General features: G+C 69.3%; 13 protein-coding genes. 5 read left to right on the top strand and 8 right to left on the bottom strand.

Features of this window, described 5'->3' with window-relative positions; translation table 11 throughout:
- Positions 1-204: 204 nt before the first annotated feature.
- From R2K23_RS08755 to R2K23_RS08745, 3 genes are read left to right on the top strand one after another with little or no spacing between them, the layout of a single operon-like run.
- A complete protein-coding gene (locus R2K23_RS08755; protein WP_316516075.1) occupies positions 205-1,677 on the top strand; it encodes a DUF3375 domain-containing protein in 1,473 nt (490 codons plus the stop codon).
- Positions 1,674-2,396 (top strand): DUF4194 domain-containing protein, encoded by a 723-nt coding sequence (locus tag R2K23_RS08750; protein ID WP_316516073.1) that lies wholly within the window; start codon positions 1,674-1,676, stop codon positions 2,394-2,396. The genes R2K23_RS08755 and R2K23_RS08750 overlap by 4 nt, the downstream gene beginning before the upstream one ends.
- Complete coding sequence (locus tag R2K23_RS08745) at positions 2,389-5,757, top strand: ATP-binding protein (RefSeq protein ID WP_316516071.1); 3,369 nt, start codon at positions 2,389-2,391, stop codon at positions 5,755-5,757. Before R2K23_RS08750 ends, R2K23_RS08745 begins: the two co-directional genes overlap by 8 nt.
- Before the next feature lie 515 nt (positions 5,758-6,272).
- Here the strand turns inward: R2K23_RS08745 and R2K23_RS08740 are convergent.
- The 5 genes from R2K23_RS08740 to R2K23_RS08720 form a co-directional block, all read right to left on the bottom strand.
- Positions 6,273-7,313, bottom strand: coding sequence for a patatin-like phospholipase family protein (locus R2K23_RS08740; protein ID WP_316516070.1), 1,041 nt, complete (start codon positions 7,311-7,313; stop codon positions 6,273-6,275).
- A gap of 77 nt (positions 7,314-7,390) precedes the next feature.
- Positions 7,391-8,455, bottom strand: coding sequence for a DNA topoisomerase IB (locus R2K23_RS08735; protein ID WP_316516068.1), 1,065 nt, complete (start codon positions 8,453-8,455; stop codon positions 7,391-7,393).
- Between the two features lie 100 nt (positions 8,456-8,555).
- Positions 8,556-9,629, bottom strand: a complete 1,074-nt coding sequence (locus tag R2K23_RS08730) for an NAD(P)H-dependent amine dehydrogenase family protein (RefSeq protein WP_316516067.1) — start codon at positions 9,627-9,629, stop codon at positions 8,556-8,558.
- A 145-nt stretch (positions 9,630-9,774) separates the two neighbouring features.
- Positions 9,775-11,193: an SDR family NAD(P)-dependent oxidoreductase gene (locus tag R2K23_RS08725; RefSeq protein ID WP_316516064.1), complete on the bottom strand. Its 1,419-nt coding sequence runs from the start codon at positions 11,191-11,193 to the stop codon at positions 9,775-9,777.
- Positions 11,194-11,236: 43 nt separating this feature from the next.
- Positions 11,237-12,388, bottom strand: coding sequence for a fatty acid desaturase family protein (locus tag R2K23_RS08720; RefSeq protein ID WP_316516062.1), 1,152 nt, complete (start codon positions 12,386-12,388; stop codon positions 11,237-11,239).
- Positions 12,389-12,492: 104 nt separating this feature from the next.
- On the opposite strand from R2K23_RS08720, the gene R2K23_RS08715 reads away from it, so the two are divergent.
- Together R2K23_RS08715 and R2K23_RS08710 are read left to right on the top strand one after the other, a co-directional pair.
- Positions 12,493-13,362 carry an NYN domain-containing protein gene (locus tag R2K23_RS08715; protein ID WP_316516061.1) on the top strand — a complete coding sequence of 290 codons (870 nt, stop codon included), beginning with the start codon at positions 12,493-12,495 and terminating at the stop codon, positions 13,360-13,362.
- A gap of 145 nt (positions 13,363-13,507) precedes the next feature.
- A complete protein-coding gene (locus tag R2K23_RS08710; RefSeq protein ID WP_316516060.1) occupies positions 13,508-15,469 on the top strand; it encodes a flavin-containing monooxygenase in 1,962 nt (653 codons plus the stop codon).
- Here R2K23_RS08710 and R2K23_RS08705 read toward each other — a convergent pair.
- From R2K23_RS08705 to R2K23_RS08695, 3 genes are all read right to left on the bottom strand, one after another.
- A complete protein-coding gene (locus R2K23_RS08705) occupies positions 15,451-16,356 on the bottom strand; it encodes an alpha/beta fold hydrolase (RefSeq protein WP_316516059.1) in 906 nt (301 codons plus the stop codon). The genes R2K23_RS08710 and R2K23_RS08705 overlap by 19 nt on opposite strands.
- Positions 16,353-18,158 (bottom strand): N-acyl-D-amino-acid deacylase family protein, encoded by a 1,806-nt coding sequence (locus R2K23_RS08700; protein WP_316516058.1) that lies wholly within the window; start codon positions 18,156-18,158, stop codon positions 16,353-16,355. Before R2K23_RS08700 ends, R2K23_RS08705 begins: the two co-directional genes overlap by 4 nt.
- 157 nt (positions 18,159-18,315) lie before the next feature.
- A complete protein-coding gene (locus R2K23_RS08695; RefSeq protein WP_316516055.1) occupies positions 18,316-18,924 on the bottom strand; it encodes a TetR/AcrR family transcriptional regulator in 609 nt (202 codons plus the stop codon).
- Positions 18,925-18,949 lie beyond the last annotated feature (25 nt).

Raw genomic sequence — 18,949 nt, 5'->3', positions numbered from 1 at the left:
TCTGGGCGCAGCGGGTGCAGCTGCGGCGCCCGCGCCGGACCCCGGACCTCGTGACCAGAGTGACGCCAGCAACCCCCTGAGACCGGTGTGATCCGACACGCCCGACACGCGGCCCACCCACGCACCCAGCGGCGGGGTGTCGTCGCCGCCGTCGCCTAAGTTGGACCGTCCGAGGACCCGCGGGCAGAGCCAGAGAGGAGACGAGTGGACGACCACGCTGAGAGCACCCTGACCGCTCCCGAGCTGCTCGAACTGCATCGCGACATCCAGGGCTCCCCCACCGTCCGGCTGCTGTCCACGCTCAACCTGGGGCTCTACGCCACGCTGATGGAGCGCCACCTGTCCGGCGGGGTGCTCCCGGAGACCGAACTGGTGGTGCTGCTGGAGCGCGATCTCGACGACCTGGACCGCCCCGACGGCCAGTCCGGCCTGGCGCTCATCAAGTCCTGGGCCAGCCAGGGCTGGCTGCACCGGGTCACCGACACCCGCCCCGGCCAGGAACGCAACCTGTGCTACCTCACCCAGGAGGCCCGCCGCGCGCTGGACTTCCTGCGCGGCATGCGCCGCAAGGACACCATCGCCACCGGCGGCTCGATCACCGGCATCGCCTCGCGGCTCAAGCAGATCGCGATGCGGGTGGGCAACGACACCGACCGGATCCGCGCCGGGCTGCAGGCCGAAATCGCCGACCTGCAAGCCGAATTGGACTCCCTCGATGACGGCCACGAACCCGAGCGGGCCGAGCCGGACCTCACCGACTCCTACGACGAGGCGCACGCCATCGCCCTGCAGATGGAACGGCTGATCACCGACATCGGCCAGTACGGCACCATGATCGAGCAGGCCACCGCCGCCCTGGACGACCCGATCGACAGCAACGTCGAATACCGCGACCGGCAGCGCCAGATGTACGCCGACTACCAGGCCGCCTGGGACTCCCAGGGCCGCGACAGCCACCGCGCCTTCCTCCGGATGATCAACGACCCCGACCAGCGCGCCGAGTTCGAGGCCGACGTCGCCGCCGTCGCCGACGGCCTGCCCGGCCTGGACCCGGCGCTGCGCAAGGTGATGGCCGGCTTCTTCGAACTGGTCGGCCATCAGATCGACGAGGTGGAGCGCATCCAGCAGCGCTGCGCGCAGCGGGTCAAGCGGTTCACCGCGTTCGGCATGCTCGAGCAGAGCCGCGGCGTGGCCCGTCAACTCAGCGACGCCATCGGCGCCTCCCGCAACCTGCTGAAGGCATCGCTGACCGACTCGCGCCTGGACCTTGAGCTGCCGCTGGCCCGGCACACCATCAGTTCCGTTGGCGCCCTGAGCTTCCGGATCGGCGACCTGTCCAACCCGAAGCCCGCCGAGGTGGCCCAGGGCGAGGTCGACATCGCCAGCTTCGCCGCGCTGACCACCCAGGTCGACGCGCCGGCCATGTCGGAGATGATCAACACCGCGATCGCCGACGGGCCGCTGTCCCTGCCGGATGCGGTCGACCGACTCGACGCGGCGTACCTGGGTCACGTCATCGTGCTGTGGTCCTGGGCGCTCAAGCAGCCCGGCGCCGAGAACACCCGCGAGTCGACCGTCGTGCGGTTCCAGTCCGTCGACGGCCACGACCGCCAGATGGAGGTCCCGCACCTGATGTTCACCGAACCGATCTCCACCCTGTTGGGAGCCGCGCCGTGACCGCCACCGAAAGCGACCTCGACTACGCGGCGCTGGCCGCCCTGCCCGAGGTCGACCAGACCGCCCGCGCCCCGCAGCAGCGCCGGCCCCGCTTCGACGGCGACGTCAGCGAGCTGCCCGACCGGGCCTGCTGGGCGCTGCAGCACCTGCTGACCCGGCGCTACATCAGCGCCGAAACCGACCGCGACCTCTACAGCTGGGTGCTGGAGTACCGCGCCCAGCTCAGCGTGCGGCTCTCCGAACTGGACCTGATGCTGCGCGTGGCCGAGAACGTGGACGTGGCGTTCATCGAGCAGGCCCGCTACGAATCCGCCCGCGGCGTCAAGCTTTTGCGCCGCGAGCCGCTGGGCACCTACGACTCCATCCTGGCCCTGCACCTGGCGCAGTTCATGCGCGCCTCCGGCGACCAGACCGTGGTGATCAGCCGCGACGAGATCCACGCCCTGTTCGCCGGGGTGCTCAACGAAGTGGACCGCGACGCGGTGACGTTCACCGCCCGCATCGACGCCGCGATCGCCCGGCTGCACTCCCTGGAGATCCTGCGCAAGAGCCGCGACGACGAGGACAGCTACACCGTGAGCCCGGTGATCACCGCGGTGATGACGGCCTCGGTGATCGCCGAGCTGCAGCAGCAGTTCGAGATGCTGCTCAACGGCGGCACCCCGGCCCCCGACGACACCGCCGACACCCCCGACGACCAGGAAGACCTCGATGTCTGAGCAGTTCCACCTGTCCCGCCTGCAGGTCATCAACTGGGGCGTGTTCGACGGGTACCACGACATCCGATTCAGCCCCGGCGGCGCGCTGATTGCCGGCGCCTCCGGCAGCGGCAAATCCTCACTGCTGGACGCGATCTCGTTGGGCTTCCTGCCGTTCAACCGGCGCAACTTCAACGCCTCCGGCGACAACACCGCCGCCGGGTCCAGCGCCGGGCGGCGCACCGTGGACAAGTACGTCCGCGGCGCGTGGGGCCAGCGCAGCGACGGCGGCACCGCCAAGGTGATGTACCTGCGCGGCGACGGCACCGCCTGGTCGGCGGTGGCGGTCACCTACGCCAGTGACAGCGGCCGCACCGTCACCGGTCTGGTCCTCAAGTGGCTGACCGGCGAATCGCGCACCGACTCCTCGAGCCGGTTCGTGCTGGCCGACGGTGACCGCGACATCGAGGAGGTGTGCAACCGCTGGGCGGCCGGTCGCTTCGACACCGCGGTGTTCAAGGACGGCTGGCGGTTTTCCACCAAGGTCGAGTCGCAGTATCTGGCCCAGCTGTACGCCACCATCGGCATCCGCAGCTCCGATGCCGCCCAGCAGCTGCTGGGCAAGGCCAAGTCGCTGAAAAGCGTTGGCGGGTTGGAGCAGTTCGTCCGCGATTTCATGCTGGACGAGCCCGAGAGCCTGGCCCGGCTGCCCGAGGCGCTCAAGCAGATCGACCCGCTGGTGGAGGCCCGCGAGCTGCTGGCCGTCGCGCAGCGCAAACGCAAGATCCTCGGCGACATCGAGAAGATCCAGGCCCGCTACGTCTCGGAGTCCTCCGACCTGGGCATCATCGACCTGGTCGACGCCCCCATGGTGCGCGCCTACACCGACCACGTCCGGTTGGCGCAGTGCCCGGCGCAGATCGAGGCGCTGGACCGCACCATCGACCAGCTGGGCAACGAATACGAGGACGTCACCCGTTCGCTGAATCTGGCCAAGGCCGAGGCGGATTCGCTCAACGCGCAGATCAGTGGTTCCAGCTCGTCGATCGGCCCGCTGCAGTCGCAGGTGGCCGCCGCCGAGGCCCAAGCCGAGGAGACCTCCCGCCGGCGCGCGGCCTACGAATCGCTGTTGGCCGCCCAGGATCTCGACGTGCCCGAAACCGCCGACGAGTTCTGGAACCTGCGCGAGGAGCTGACCACCCAGGCCACCGAGCTGATGGCCAAGCTCGACCGCGGCCGCGAGGCCTCCACCGACGCCGAGTACGCCCAGAAGGTGGCGCGGATGGCCCGCGACGACGCCGCCAAGGAACTCAAACGCGTCGAGCAGGTGGGCTCCGCGCTGCCCGAATCGGCCATCACCATGCGCGATTTCATCTGCGCGGCCGTCGGCATCGAGGCCTCTGAGCTGCCCTACATCGCCGAGCTGATGGATCTGCGTCCCGAGCACAGCCGCTGGCGGGTGGCGGTGGAGAAGGTGCTGCGCGGGGTCGGGCTGCGGCTGCTGGTGCCCGACCGGCACTACGCGGCGGTGCTGCGCTTCGTCAACGAGACCAACATGCGCGGTCGGCTGCAGCTGCACCACGTGCGGGCCAGCCTGGTCGGCGCCGCCCCCGCCGAGGCGGACCCGAAGACGTTGGCGGGCAAGCTGTTCGTCGTCGACCCGGGCCATCCGTGCGCGGCCGAGGCCGCCGACGTCGTCGCCAACGCCGGGGATCACATCTGCGTGGACACCCCCGACGTGTTCAGCCGGTTCCGGCGCGCGGTCACCGACACCGGCCTGTACAAGGACTCGGATCGGTTGGCCGTCAAGGACGACCGCCGCCCGCTCAAGCAGGCCGACTACATCTATCAGGGCGATGTGGCCAACAAGATCGACGCGCTGACCGTCGATCTGGCCGCCGCCGAGCAGGCCTACCAGCAGGCCCGCCGCGCCGCCGACGACATTGCCGCCCAACGCCAGCAGTGGCGCGACCGGGCCGCGGCCAGCCGGGCGATCTGCGAGCAGTTCCCGCAGTGGAACCACATCGACGTCGAGACCGCCGACAAGCACGCCGACCGGCTGCGCGAGCAGTTCGAGATCCTGCTGGCCGACCATCCCGACATCGAGGCGCTCTCGGCCCGCGCCGAGGAATGCTGGTCGGAGATCCAGACGCTGATGACGCGGCGCGGTGCCATCCAGACCCGCCGCGACGACCTGGACCACCGCCGCACCCAGCTGTTGGAGTTGGCCGAGCGGCTGTCCCCGCCGTTCGTGTCCGAGCCGCTGACCGAGCTGCTGCACCGCTATGCCGCCGAGGTCCCGGTGCCGCTGGAGCTGCTGGGCCCCGAGCCGCACCGCGAGGCGCTGTTCACCGCGATCCGCCGCGAACGCGAGCAGCTGCGGGAGAGCCGTCGTCGTTCCTATGACGAATTGGCCCGCATCCTCAACACTTTCGACACCGCGTTCCCCGACGCGATCCCGAACGACAGCGAGGTGTTCGACGAGCGGGTGCACGACTACGTCGCGCTGTGCCGGCACATCGACGAGCGCGAACTGCCCGAGGCCTACGAGCGGATGATGCGTCTGGTCACCGAGCAGGCCCCCGATGCGATCCTGACCCTGCACCGGGTTGCCGAGCAGGAGACCCGCCGCATCAGCGATCAGATCGCCCGGGTCAACACCGGCCTGGGTGCCGTCGAGTTCAACCGCGGCACCAAGTTGACCCTGCGCGCCACCCCGCGCCAGCTGACCGCCGTCGCCGAGCTGACCGAGATCGTGCGGGCGATCTCGCGCCGGATCGCCGAGGTGGGCCTGGGCGACAAGCAGGCCATCCTGGACCAGTACGCCGACATTCTGCGGCTGCGCAACCGGTTGGCGTCCACCGCGCCGGAGGACAAGGCCTGGACCCGCGATGCACTGGATGTGCGCAACCGGTTCACGTTCGACTGCGCCGAGTGGGACGCCGACAGCGACGAGCTGATCCGCACGCACAGCAATGCCGGCGACAACTCCGGCGGTGAGCAGGAGAAGCTGATGGCGTTCTGCCTGGCCGGGGCGCTGAGCTTTAACCTTGCGTCACCGGACAGCGGGGACAACCGCCCGGTGTTCGCGCAGCTGATGCTCGACGAGGCGTTCTCCAAGTCGGACCCGCAGTTCGCGCAGCAGGCGCTGCAGGCGTTCCGCAAGTTCGGCTTCCAGCTGATCATCGTGGCGACCGTGCAGAACGCCACCACCATTCAGCCCTACATCGATTCGGTCGTGATGGTGTCCAAGCGGGAGGCCTCTGGCCGCAACGCCCGGCCGGTGGCGACGGTGGCCACCAAGACCATCTCGGACTTCACCGCGCTGCGGCAGGAGATGACGGCGAGCGCGAAGGCCGAGCGGGTACCCGCGTCGGTGTGAGTCGGCCCGCCGCCCCGGTGCGCCACTTGGGTGCCGCCCGGGGCGTCCGGCCCGGGGCGTCCGCGCCCGGGGCGTCCGCGCCGAAACAGCGGTTTGGTCCGCTGGATCGGCGTGTCGCGGACGAAAATGCAATGTCGCGCAGTGCCCGCCCGGCAGGGCATGGTGCCCGCCCCGCGCGGCCCCCGCCGGCCCCAGCGTGGGAGCGCCGCTGCGCCAGGCCGAAAGCGCAAGAATACCTAGAGCACCGGGTGTCCGGTTTGCCCACCTCCGAGCGACAATGCGCGACAATCGATTCCGGCTAAGCCAGTTGTCGTTCGTTGTCGCTCGGAGGTGGGCGAACCGGGCAGGGGAACCTCCGGGCAACCAACGCACAACCACCGTCCAGAAACCGACCCCCGGCCAAACGCACTGTGGCTCAGCGGTGGAACACAAGGTGGGCGGAGCTGCCGTGGATGAACGCAGCCCGGACGACCCGACCTCCGACGCAACGCGCGTCCAGCCCGCAGCCCGCTGAACTACTCCACGTAGTGCGCGCGGCGGAACCGCTCCAGGTAGGCCGGCCAGTCCCACGTCGACAGGAACTCGGTGGTGGCCGCGTATCCCTTGTCGTACAGCGCGCTGGCCTGGGGCCGGGAGATGTCGAAGTCGAGCACCCCGACGTCGGTCGAATCAACCTGTATCGCCCGCACTTTCACCCACGGCTGACTGAGGTGAGCCTGGTCGTGGCCGACCAGCATGGTGGTGAGCAGACTCTCCAGGAAGCTCGGCCCGCTCCGACACGGCAGGTGCAGGCCGGGAATCAACTGTTCGAAGGACGGCGCGGGCAGATAGGGCACCACCGCCACGCCGAACGTCGGCCACCGCGGCTCCCTGCCGTCGGGACGGTCGAAGGAATCGATCGGGAAGTTCGACAACACCCCACCGTCGACCAGCGTCGAGGGCTTCCCGGCGGCGTTCTTCAACGTCACCGGGTGGAACAGAAAGGGAATCGCCATCGAGGCCCGCACCGCGTCAGCCACCAGCTGCTCATCGGGGTCCAGGCCGTAGACCCGCCGATAATCCCACGGCAGCCGCACGAGCTGGCCCGTCGTCAGATCCGCGACCGTCACCGCCAACCGGTAGCGCCGCTCCGGCAGCAGGTGGTCATCGTCGATCGCGAGATCACCAAACGTGGTGACCCCCAAGTTCTTCAGCTCACCCCGTATCCAGTCGTGGGCGAAGTCGCCGCGATACACCCCGGTTTCCCGGAGCAGCCCCCACGCGGTCCCCAGAATCGGGATGCGTTCGAGAGTCCTGCTGTCGCGGAACTTGGGATACGGCACGCTCAAGGCGAGCTCGCGCACCTGGGCGCTGCTCAACTCCCCGCTCTGCGAGGCCGCGGCCACCACCGCACCGACCAACGAACCCGCCGACGTCCCCGACACCCGCTGGACGTCGTAGCCGGCATCCCGTAGCGCTCCGACCGCGCCGACCAGCCCGATGCCCTTGACCCCGCCGCCGGACAGCACGAGATCGGCCCGCAGGGGCGATCGGGACGAGCGTCGATTCGCGGCCATGGGTCCTACCCCCTCGGCAGCAAAGTCTTCCACACTGTCCCCGCGCGTGGCCCCACTCCGCGAAGCGATGCCGCCCCTCAGGCCGCCTTCCCCACCGCCACCCCGTCGGGACGACGGGAGGCGGCGCTGCCCTTGGCGACCCGGCTGATCAGCGACCGAGTGGCCTTCTCCCGGATGGCCTGGGCGGCCGCCGGGTCGGATTCCTTGGCGGCCCGCCGGCTGGCCGCCGCGATGGTCAACCCCTGCTCGTAGCCGGCCACCACCCGCGGGTCCACGTACGAGCCGCGCGCCACGGCCGGGGTGTTCCCCAGCTCCGCGGCGACCTCCTTCATGACGGCCGATTCGATCTTCTTCGCCTGGCGCTGCGAGGCCGCGGGATCGGCGCCGACGAAGGCCTCCGCCGCCAGCACGGTGCCGTGCCAGGTCCGCAGGTCCTTGACGCTGAAATCGTCGCCGACCATCTCCTTGAAGCGCGCGTTGAGGTCGTCGGCGCGAATGTCCGCCCAGCCCTTGGCCGCCCGACACACCAGCAGCCGCTCGGTCCGCCTGCCCCGGCGCAACAGCGCCTTGACCGCGCGGGCCACCTCCCGGTCCTCGAGCTCCAGCGTGCGCTGCACCCCGCTCTTGGCCGGGTAGTCGAACACCACCGCCGCGCCGCGCACGTTGACGTGCTCGCACAGCAACGTGGCGATCCCGTAGGACTCGTGCTCCTCGGCGTACTGCTCACCTCCGGCGCGGAAGTACCCCCGGTCCAACAGGTGCAGCGCCAGCGCCAGCACCCGCTCGCGGCTGAGCCCCCGGCCGGTCAGGTCCTCGGCGATGCGTTCGCGCCAGGCCGGCAACTGCTTGGACATCTCGAGCACCCGGTCGAACTTCTCCTCGGCGCGCTCCTGCTGCCATTGCTCGTGATACAGGTACTGGCGGCGGCCGGCCACGTCGGTGCCGACCGCCTGGATGTGCCCGTTGGGGAACGGGCTGATCCACACCTTCTTCCACGCCGGCGGGATGACGAGCTGCTCGATCCGGCGCAGCGTGGCCGCATCTTTGAGCGCCGACCCGTCCGGGCCGGTGTAGGCGAATCCCTTGCCGCACCGCCGCCGCGTGATGCCCGGCGATGTCAGCACGCTGCGCCGCAACCGCATCGACGTCTCCCTCAGCTGAGCACCTGTGTGCAGCCCGGGATACCCGGCGCGTCGCTACTTCACACGTTCTCGGCTCCCCTCGGGCTTCAACGAACGCGCATCACCACATCAGGCCGCGGATCATCTCGGTCGGCGGGATGTCGTCGGCCGCAATCAGTCCTGCCGGCGCCCGGCACACCCAGTCGATCGCGTTGACCGCGCGCGCCGCCGTCGACAGGCACCCGGCCTCGGTGACGTCGAGCACCGGATGCGACAGCAGGGTGTTCACCTCGACGCGAGGTTCGCCCTCCACGATCACCTTGTGCACCCCGAGCTGTCCCTCCGGGGGCACCTGCCAATCCGGCGCCGCCGCGGACGTGAGTCGGTTGACGTGCTCGACGGTGATCACCGGCTCGCCCGAGCGCACCCCTTCGGCGGCGAACCGCACCGCCGCCAACCCGCCGGGCTCCACCGTCATCATCTTGCACTCGATGCGCTCCGGGGTGTACCAGGGCTCGTACCGCTCGCGGACCTCGTCGAGTTCCACATCGAGCTGCGCGGCGATGTTGCGCACCAAGCCGCCGAACACCGAGGTGATGACCCCCAGCTGGAACGCGATGGGCAAGGGGTCGTCGGGGCTGTTGCCGAAACCCATTGCGGTCCCGGTGTATTCGTAGTCGTCGTAGTTGCCGTAGTCGAAGATCTCCTGGACGGTGACCGACCGGGCGCGGGTGACCAGGCTCAGCGCCGAGAACACCGCGGAATCGCTCGAATAGCCGGGGTCGATCCCGTTGACGTACAGCGACGCGTTGCCCGCGGCACACGCCTCCTCCAACGGCGCCCGCAGCCAGTCGTCAGCCTGGCGCGGCGTCACCAGCCACACCATCGACGTCCCGACCACGTTGATCCCGGCGGCGAGCAACTTCGCCATCTCCTCGATGACTTCCATCGGCCGCGTCTCGCCCAACGCGGTGTAGACGACGCAGTCCGGCTGCAGCGCGATCAGCGCGTCGATGTCGTCGGTCGCGATGACGCCGGTGGGTTCGCTGAGCCCGCACAGTTCGGCGGCGTCGCGTCCGACCTTGTTGTCGCTGGCCGCGTGGACCCCCACCAGCTCCAGGTCCGGTCGACCGATGATGGCCGCCAGCGAGTGTCGCCCGACGTTGCCGGTGGAGAACTGGACTACTCTGCGCATCGTGCGGTCCTCGCTCAGAAATCGCCGGAGTTGCTCACGTCGATACCGCCGCCGACGGGGACCGCGGTACGCCGCTCAAGCTAGCAGTCCGGACAGCCGGGTCGAGCGCTTTCGCTGAGTTGAGTCATCGAGGCGGTAGCGTCATTCACCAGTTGCTGACTGCGTAGTCCTTCAGGAAGCACCCGTAGAGATCCTCGCCCGCTTCCCCCCGCACAATCGGGTCGTACACCCGGGCCGCACCGTCGACCAGATCCAGCGGGGCGTGGAAGCCCTCCTCGGCCAACCGCAGCTTGGTCGGGTGCGGACGTTCGTCGGTGATCCAACCGGTGTCCACGGCGGTCATCAAAATGCCGTCCTCCGTGAGCATTTCGCCCGCGCTGGTGCGGGTGAGCATGTTCAGGGCGGCCTTGGCCATGTTGGTGTGCGGATGCCCGGGGCCCTTGTACCCGCGGCTGAACTGGCCCTCCATCGCCGACACGTTCACCACGTACTTGCGCCGCGCGCTCGAGGCGGCCAGCGCGCCGCGCAACCGGCTGATCAAGATGAACGGCGCGGTCTGGTTGCACAGCTGCACCTCGAGCAGTTCCAGCGGGTCGACCTCGTGCACCCGCTGGGTCCAGCTGTTGACCGGAGCGGTGTCGGGCAGCAGCCCGCCGGCGTCGACCGCGGTCCCGGCGGCGATGCGCTCCGGGGAGGCGCTACGCGCGACCAACGCCAGCTCGGTCAGGGCGTGCGGCCGCTGGTGCTCGGCCAGGCTGCCCGCCAACGCGGCCGGGTGGGCGTCGCTGACGTGATCGAAGGTGAGCACGTCGACCAGTTCCGGGGCCGGGGTCCGTTCGGCCTCGACCAGCGCGGCATAGGAGCCCGGCGCCCGTCGCACGGTCTGCGCGGCGTTGTTGATCAGGATGTCCAGCGGACCCTGCTCTGCCATGGTGTCGGCCAGCGCGACCACCTGGGCGGGGTCCCGCAGGTCGATCCCGACCACACGCAGCCGGTGCAGCCAGTCTTCGCTGTCGGGCATGCCCGCGAACCGGCGCACGGCGTCGTTGGGAAAGCGGGTGGTGACGGTGGTGTGGGCGCCGTCGCGCAGCAACCGCAACGCGATGTACATGCCGATCTTGGCGCGCCCGCCGGTGAGCAGGGCGGTGCGGCCGGTCAGGTCGGTGCGGGCATCGCGTTTGCTGCGGTTGAACGCGGCGCATTGCGGGCAGAGCTGATGGTAGAACGCGTCGACCACGGTGTAGCGGTCCTTGCACACGTAGCACGCGCGCGAGCGCTGCAGCGTGCCGGCGGTGGCGCCCACCGCGGTCGACACCAGCGGCAACCCCTGGGTCTCGTCGTCGATGCGGCCCGGCGCGCCGGTGGCCGTGGCAGCGGTGACGGCGTTGTCGGCGGCGGCGATGGCGTCGCGCTTGGCGTGGCGGCGGGCGATCTTCACCGACTTCCACAGGCTGGCGGTCGCGCGGCGCACAGCGACCGCATCCGGGTGCTCCGGCGGCAGCGTTTCGACCTCGGCCAGTACCCGGAGGCACACTTTCAGCTGGTCAGGATCAATCGCGGTCACGCTCAGAGGGTACGGGTGGCGGCCGCGGAGAACGAAACGCCGATCACCCGGCCGCCGAGGCCGCCCCCGCGGGGAAGAACTTGCGCTCCGACGCCGTCTCCGGGGCGTCGTCGGAGGTGGCGGTCAAGAAGCGGTCAGGGGCCGCCAGCTTGACGATGGTGCGCTGGGCCAAGAAGAACTGCCGCAGGAACGGCCCGGTGGTGTAGGGCAGGTCGTACTTGTCGCACAACGCACGCACCCGCGCGGCGATCTGCGCATAGCGGTTGCTGGGCAGATCGGGGAACAGGTGATGTTCAATCTGGTAGCACAGGTTCCCGCTGGCGAAGGCCAGCACCGGTCCCGCGTCGAAGTTCGCCGTGCCCAGCATCTGCCGCAGATACCAGTCCGCCTTGGTCTCCCCGACCAGGGCCTCCTCGGTGAACTTCTCGGCGCCGTCGGGGAAATGGCCGCAGAAGATCACCGCGTACGCCCACAGGTTGCGCAGGATGTTCGCCGCCGCGTTGGCGGCCAGGGTGCGACGCCAGCGGCGGCCGCTCAGCGCGGGCAGCACCAGGTAGTCCTTGGCCAGCTGACGACGCGTCTTGCGCATCAAAGCGGCACTCTGAGCGGATCTTTCGGCGTCGCTGTCGGCCCGCTCGTGTTCGGAGTGCAGCCCGTGCATGGCGATGCCCCACTCGAAGATCACTGCGAGCAACAGGTTGCGCAGCGGCTGCGCCAACCACTTGCGCCGCCACGGCTCGTCGCGGGAGACCCGCATGATGCCGAAGCCGAGGTCGTCGTCGACGCCGTGGACGTTGGTGTACATGTGGTGGCGATAGTTGTGCGAGTACCGCCAGTGCGACGACACCCCGGCCATGTCCCACTCCCAGGTATTGGAGTGCACCTCGGGGTCGTTCATCCAGTCCCACTGGCCGTGCCCGATGTTGTGGCCGAGTTCCATGTTCTCGATGCTCTTGGCCGCCGCCAGCGACACCGCACCCAGCAGCCAGCTGGCCTTGGAGCGACCGGCGAAGATCAGCAGCCGTGCGCCGGCGTCCAGCGCCCGCTGGAAACGGATCGCGCGGTGGATGTAGGCGGCGTCGCGAGCGCCCAGCGAATCCTCGATGTCGACGCGGATCGCATCCAGCTCGGCACCGAGCGCATCGATCTCGGTGCGGCTCAGGTGGGCGTATTGGGCGACGTCGGTAATGGCCATGGGGTCCTGGGGGGTATCGGTTGAACTTGTCGGTCGGCGTTCCGGACGGGCTGGTTTACCAACAGTGCAACCGTACCCGTTCTCCATCCAGCAGACTGGGTGCCATGACAGAAACCGGTGTGACGCGCGTCGCGGTCTATCTCGACTTCGACAACATCGTGATTTCCCGGTACGACCAGGTCAACGGGCGCAACTCATTCCAACGCGACCGGGCCAAAACCCCGGGAGACCACGCCGAGCGGTTGGAGCGCGCCACCGTCGACGTCGGCGCCATCATCGACTTCGCCTCCTCGTTCGGCACCCTGGTGCTCACCCGCGCCTACGCCGACTGGTCGGCCGAGGTCAACGCCGGCTACCAGGGCCAGCTGGTGGGGCGCGCGGTCGACCTGGTGCAGCTCTTCCCGGCCGCGGCCTACGGCAAGAACGGCGCCGACATCCGGCTGGCCGTCGACGCGGTCGAGGACATGTTCCGGCTGCCCGACCTGACGCACGTGGTGATCGTCGCCGGCGACTCCGACTACATCGCGCTGGCGCAGCGCTGCAAGCGACTCGGCCGCTACGTGGTGGGCATCGGCGTGGCCGGGTCCTCGAGCCGCTCGTTGGCCGCGGCGTGCGACGAGTTCGTCACCTACGACGCGCTGCCGGACGTCCCGATGTTCGAACCGGCCGAGTCCGACGACGAGCCGTCGCCCAAACACCGCAGGCGCTCGTCCAAGGCCGCCAAGGAACCGGACCCGCAAACCGCCGCGACCAACCTGCTGACCCGCGCCCTGCGGATCGGGCTGGAGCGCGACGACGCGGACTGGCTGCACAACTCGGCGGTCAAGGCGCAGATGAAGCGGATGGACCCGTCGTTCAGCGAGAAGGCGTTGGGCTACAAGTCCTTCAGCGACTTTCTGCGGTCGCGCCCAGAAGTGGAACTCGACGAGAGTTCGACCACGCGGATGGTGCGGCTCAAGGACGCGCCGAGCTAGTTCTTCCCCAGGGACGTCGATTGGACATTCTTTGTTATGTGTCCAATCGGGCGCTAGCATTGCCCCGCAGGCGAAACAACGATGTACTGGGCGTCGTCGTACTCGTCCGCGGCCACGCGCAACGCAGCGACTGGAGGGTGAGCCGATGAACCCGACCGCACCCGGGATGACCGACTCGCGCAACACCGACGCGCTGATCGGGTTGCCGTTCAACGACTCCGACGACGTGCTGCGCACCGCCATCGACGAGGCGAGCGTGCCGGCGCTGCTGATGTCGATGGTGCACATGACCGGCGACCTCGGCCTGCTCGACGAACTCCCCCGCCCGTTCATGCTGATCCCGATGGACCTGCAGGGCGGGATGAACGAACCGGACAAGCAGGCCGTGCGCGACCGGGCCTACGACGTGGTGCGCGAATACCGGGACCGGGGCTGCCCGCCGCCGTTCGTCCCGGACGCCGAACAGATGCGCGTCATGCTCGACGTGATGGCCGACGGCCAGGTCACCGACGAGTACATCGACTACGTCGCCGCGGACCTGCGGCTCACCGACGCCGACCAGAACGGCCCGCCGCTGACGTCGACACCCGAGCAGCGCAGCGCGTTTCCCGTCGTCGTGATCGGCTGCGGAGAGGCGGGATTGCTGGCCGGCATCAAGCTGCAACAGGCCGGTATCCCGTTCACCATCGTCGAGAAGCGCGACGGCGTCGGGGGCACCTGGCGGGCCAACCGCTATCCGGGGTGCCGCGTCGACATCGCCAATCAGTACTACGCGTACTCCTTCGAACCCACCGACCACTGGACGCACTACTACTCCGAGCAGCCGGAGATCCTGCGCTACCTCGAGGACGTGGCCGCCAAGCACGGGATCGCCGAGCACACCCGGTTTTCCACCGAGGTCACCGAGGCCGTCTGGGATGACTCGGAGTCGGTGTGGCGGGTCCGGATCCGCGCGGCCGACGGCTCGGCGGAGGAGTTGCGCGCCCGCGCGTTGATCTGCGCGGTCGGGCAGTTCAGTAACCCGGTCGTCCCGGACATCAAGGGCGCGAGCACATTTGCCGGTCCCGCGTTCCACACCGCCGACTGGCGCGACGACGTCGAGCTGACCGGTAAACGCGTGGCGGTGATCGGCGCCGGCGCCAGCGGGTTCCAGCTGGTCCCGGCCATCGCCGACGACGTCGAGCGGGTCGACGTCTATCAGCGCACCCCGCAGTGGATGGCGCCCAACATCGCCTATCACGACTCCATCCCCGACGGCGCCCGCTGGGCGATCCGGCACCTGCCGTACTACGGGCGCTGGCTGCGTTTCCTGTCGTGGTGGCCGCTGACCGACGCCGCCGAGGAACGCGTGATGATGGACCCCGGCTGGGACGACGGCGGCTTGTCCTGCGGTGAGGCCAACCGCGGCATCCGGGAGATGCTGATCGCCTGGATGCGTGCGTTCACCACCGACGAGGACCTGCTGGCCAAGGTGATCCCTGACTACCCGCCGATGGGCAAGCGGATGCTGCAGGACAACGGGACCTGGCTGACGACGCTGCAGCGCGACAACGTCGAGCTGATCCGCGACGGCATCGCCGAGATCGACGCGCACGGGGTGACGACGGTCGACGGCGTGCATCGGCGTGCCGATGTCCTGGTGTGGGCCACCGGATTCGACGTCAACCATCAGCTGGGCCCGGTCGACATCCGCGGCCTCGACGGCGTGTCCCTGAACGCCGCGTGGGGTGAATCGCCGTACGCCTACCTCGGTGTCACCGTGCCGGGCTTCCCCAACCTGTACTGCATGTACGGCCCGGGCACCAACGCGGTGAACGGCACCAGCATCATCTACAACTCGGAATGCCAGATGCGCTACGTCATGGCGTGTCTGGACATGGTGATCGGGGCCGGCGCCCGCTGGGCCGCGCCGCGGCCGGAGGTGTGCCGGGACTACCACCGCCGCAATCAGGAGCGGCTCAAGACCATGGTGTACACCCACCCGAACGTGGTCAGCTACTACAAGAACGCCGCCGGGGAGGTCCCCACGCTCTACGGGTTCCGGATTGTCGACTACTGGAAGTGGACCCGCCGGGTGGACCCGGCCGACTACGAGCTGCGCACGTAGTCGCCAATCAGCCGGTGCACCTCGGCCGGCCGGTCGAGGTGCATGAAATGCCCGGCGCCGTCGATGATCTGGTGGGCGCTGCCGGCCGGCAGCCCTTCGACACTCAGCGCGGCCAGGCGCGCGTCGATGGCACCGTCGAGGCGTCCGTGCAACACCAGCATGGGGTGCCGCACCGGTGTCGCGCCCATCGCGTACCGATCCAGCTCGCGATGGTGGCGGCCGCGCCGCAGCGGCCGGAACACCGCTCGGTAGTAGGAGAGCGCAGCGGTGCGGCGGCTCGGGTCCGACAGGCTCTGCCACAGGTGGTCGAGATCGGCGCCGGTGTCGTAGCCGGGCGGGCACCAGTCCCGCCACAGCTTCGGCAGCACCCGGTCCAGATTGCGCTCGGAGATCCCGGGCAGCTGCTGGAAGAAGATGTACCAGCTCATCTTCAGCTGCCGCGGCAGTAGCCGCAGCTTCGCGGCGCCGTGCCCCGAGCCTGGCTGCAGGCCCGTCACCAGCGGCACCCCCATGCTCACCACCTTCGCGAAGGGGTTCTGCGGGTAGGCGGCCAGGCCGTTGGCGGTCAGGCCGCCCCAGTCGTGGCCGACCAGCACCGCGTCGGCCCCGCCGCCCAGATTCTGGTGCAGCGCAAGGGCATCGCGCATCAGTTCGCCGACGCCGTAGTCGCCGTCGCGGGCCAACTCCGTGGGGGCGTAGCCGCGCATGAACGGCGCGACCACGCGGAAGCCCTGCTCGGCGAAGTGCGGGCCCAGGTGCCGCCAGGTCCAGGCGGTGTCCGGGTAGCCGTGCAGGCACAGCATCAGCCGCCCATCGTCGGGCCCCCAGGTCAACGCCTCGAAACGCAGGTGCGGTACCTCGATGGTCAGGCGCTGCGGCGTGGTCATACGGTCGCGGCGGCCCTGGTCTCGGCGGGATCGGCCGCGGCGGGCTCACGCGGCGGGACGTTGCGGGGTCGGCCGTCGGCCCGCAGGAAGCTGCCGGTGCGCCGGTTGCCCAGCAGGTCGGTGGGCGCCCCTTCGGCGAAGACGGTGCGCCCGGCCACCATGACCGCCCTGACCGTCGCGTCGTTGCGGTTGACCATGCGCCGCATACCGCCGAACGCCGGAATGGGCGCCTCGTGGTAGTCGTCGAGCGCGGCGTCGAGCCGTTCGGGGTCCAGCACCACCGCGTCGGCCCAGTCGCCGATCCGCAGATGTCCCGCGTCCAGCCGGTACCAGTCGGCCAGTTCGCCGGTGAGCCGGTGCACGGCGCGTTCGACGGTCATGAACTCCTGACCCGCGCGCTGGGCGTCGCGGACATGGCGCAGCAGCCGCAGCCCGCAGTTGTAGAACGCCATGTTGCGCAGGTGCGCCCCGGCGTCCGAGAAACCCATCTGGATGCCGTTCTTGACCGCGAGCTGCCGCAGCGCCTTGGGCCGATGATTGGAAATGGTTGTGCGCCAGCGCAATTTCTCGCCGTGCTCGAGGACGAGATCGAGGAAGGCGTCCACCGGGTGCAGTCCCCCGCGCTCGACGCCGACCGCACCGAACGACTTGCCGACCAGGGATTGGTCGGGGCAGGCGACGATCTCGGCGTCGAAGAAGTCCCGGTGCCACGCCCGTGGGCCGAACTTGCTGTCGTAGTCCTTGCGGAACCGGCGGCGGTAGTCCTCGTCCTGAAACAGCTCATTGCGCTCGAGTTCGGTCTTGAGGTGCAGTGCGGCGGCGCCGGAGCCGAACTCCTCGAAGATCACCAGGTCGATCCCGTCGGCGTACACCTCGAACGGCACCGGCAGGTGCTGGAAGCGGAAGTCGCCGCCGAGCCGATTGGCGATCGCGGCCAGCACCACGGTCAGCCACATGCCACCCGGGGCGGACTTCATGTCCGCGGCGGCCAACAGGCTGGTCTTCAGGCGCGGGCGGCCGATGCCCAGCGACTGCAGCGCCTGCGAGGCGATGTTGTGCGGATGGCTGATGTCAGGCCCCGATTGCAGGGCGCGGTCACGGCGGCGCAGCAGCGACTTGAGCCGGCGCAGTTCCCGGGCCTTCGCGTAGGTTGACGGCAGCGTGCGGGACCGGCACACGTCCCCGTCGATCTTGTCGAAAAGCAGCTGCTGCGAGGACAACCCGATGAAGCCGGCGTCGAGCGCCTCTTCCAGCATCTCCTCCATGCGGGTGCGCTCGGCGCGGGTGGGGCGCACGTCCTTGCGGGTCGCCCGGTCCAGCCCCATCACCGCCACCCGGATGTCGGAGTGCCCGATGAAAGCGGTCACGTTGGGCCCCAACGGCAGCGACTCCAGCGCCTCGATGTACTCCTGCGCGTTGTTCCAGTTCTTGTGCTCCCCGACGATGCGCACCACGTGCTCGTGCGGGATCGCCTCCACCCGGCCGAACAGGTCGGCCGCCTCGGAAGCATCGACGTGCACCGTGGACAGCGAACACGACCCCATCACGATGGAGGTCACGCCGTGCCGCAACGATTCCGACAACTCCGGCGCGGCCAGCACCTCGGCGTCGTAGTGGGTGTGGATGTCGATGATGCCCGGAATGACCCAGCGGCCGGTGGCGTCGACCACCTCGGTGCCGTCGATCGGTTCGGTGGTCACCGCCGCGACCCGGCCGTCGCGGATCCCGAGGTTACGCACCGCCGACGGCGCGCCCGTCCCGTCGAACCAGCGGCCGTTGAGAATCACCTTGTCGAAGGTCATGCTGGGCTCCCTTGTAGTCCGATGCCAGCTGACTTGACAGTTTACTTAGATCATCAATCCTTCGTGCCGGGTTGCGAGATGGAATTTTCCGAGCCCGACGTGCCTTCCGGATGGGCGACGTGGTGGACCGGCAGCCGTGGGAGCACGGCGTGGCCGATCACGGTTGATGACTGGCGATCTCGGCGGTGACGACGGGCCCCAGCCAGCGCCGCACGTAGCCGCGCAGCTCCTGGCCGGTGCGCGGCGGGCGCCCCGGGTCGATCATGAAGGACTGCAGCATCCGCAGCATGTACTCGACCAAGTCGTCGATGGCGTCGTCGTCCATGCCGAGCGCGGCCCAGTCGACGTCGAGGCCGGCCAGGATGCCGTGGCCGAACTCCTTTGCCCGGTCCGAGGTGACCTCGACCGACGTCCGGCCGAAATCGTTGACCAGCATCAGCTGCACCGGCTTGTCACTGGGCAGCCATTCCAGCGTGAACGCGAAGCTTTCCACCAGCGCGTCGACCGGATCCGTGAGGCCGGCCAGATGCGCGCGCAGCCGTTCGATGAATCGCAGGCCCGAGCGCGTCGCCACCGCCTCGAGCAGCGTGTTGCCTGGAAAGTAGTTGTAGATCGTCTGCCGCGACACCTCAAGGGTGCGGGCGACGTCGGCCACCCGCATCGCCGCGCCGCGCTGGTCGATGGCGGCCGCGGCGGCGTCGAGAATTCGTTCGATGGCCTCTTCGTCACTCGCGGGGGTGGCTCCGCCCCACCCGTGGGTGCGCATGGACAGCATCCTGTCGCTGCCGCCG

The organism is Mycolicibacterium sp. MU0050 (assembly GCF_963378085.1).
GTDB classification, from domain to species: Bacteria; Actinomycetota; Actinomycetes; order Mycobacteriales; family Mycobacteriaceae; genus Mycobacterium; species Mycobacterium wendilense.
The sequence above is the reverse complement of the archived record's forward strand: the minus strand, read 5'-3'. Positions and strand labels throughout refer to the sequence as shown.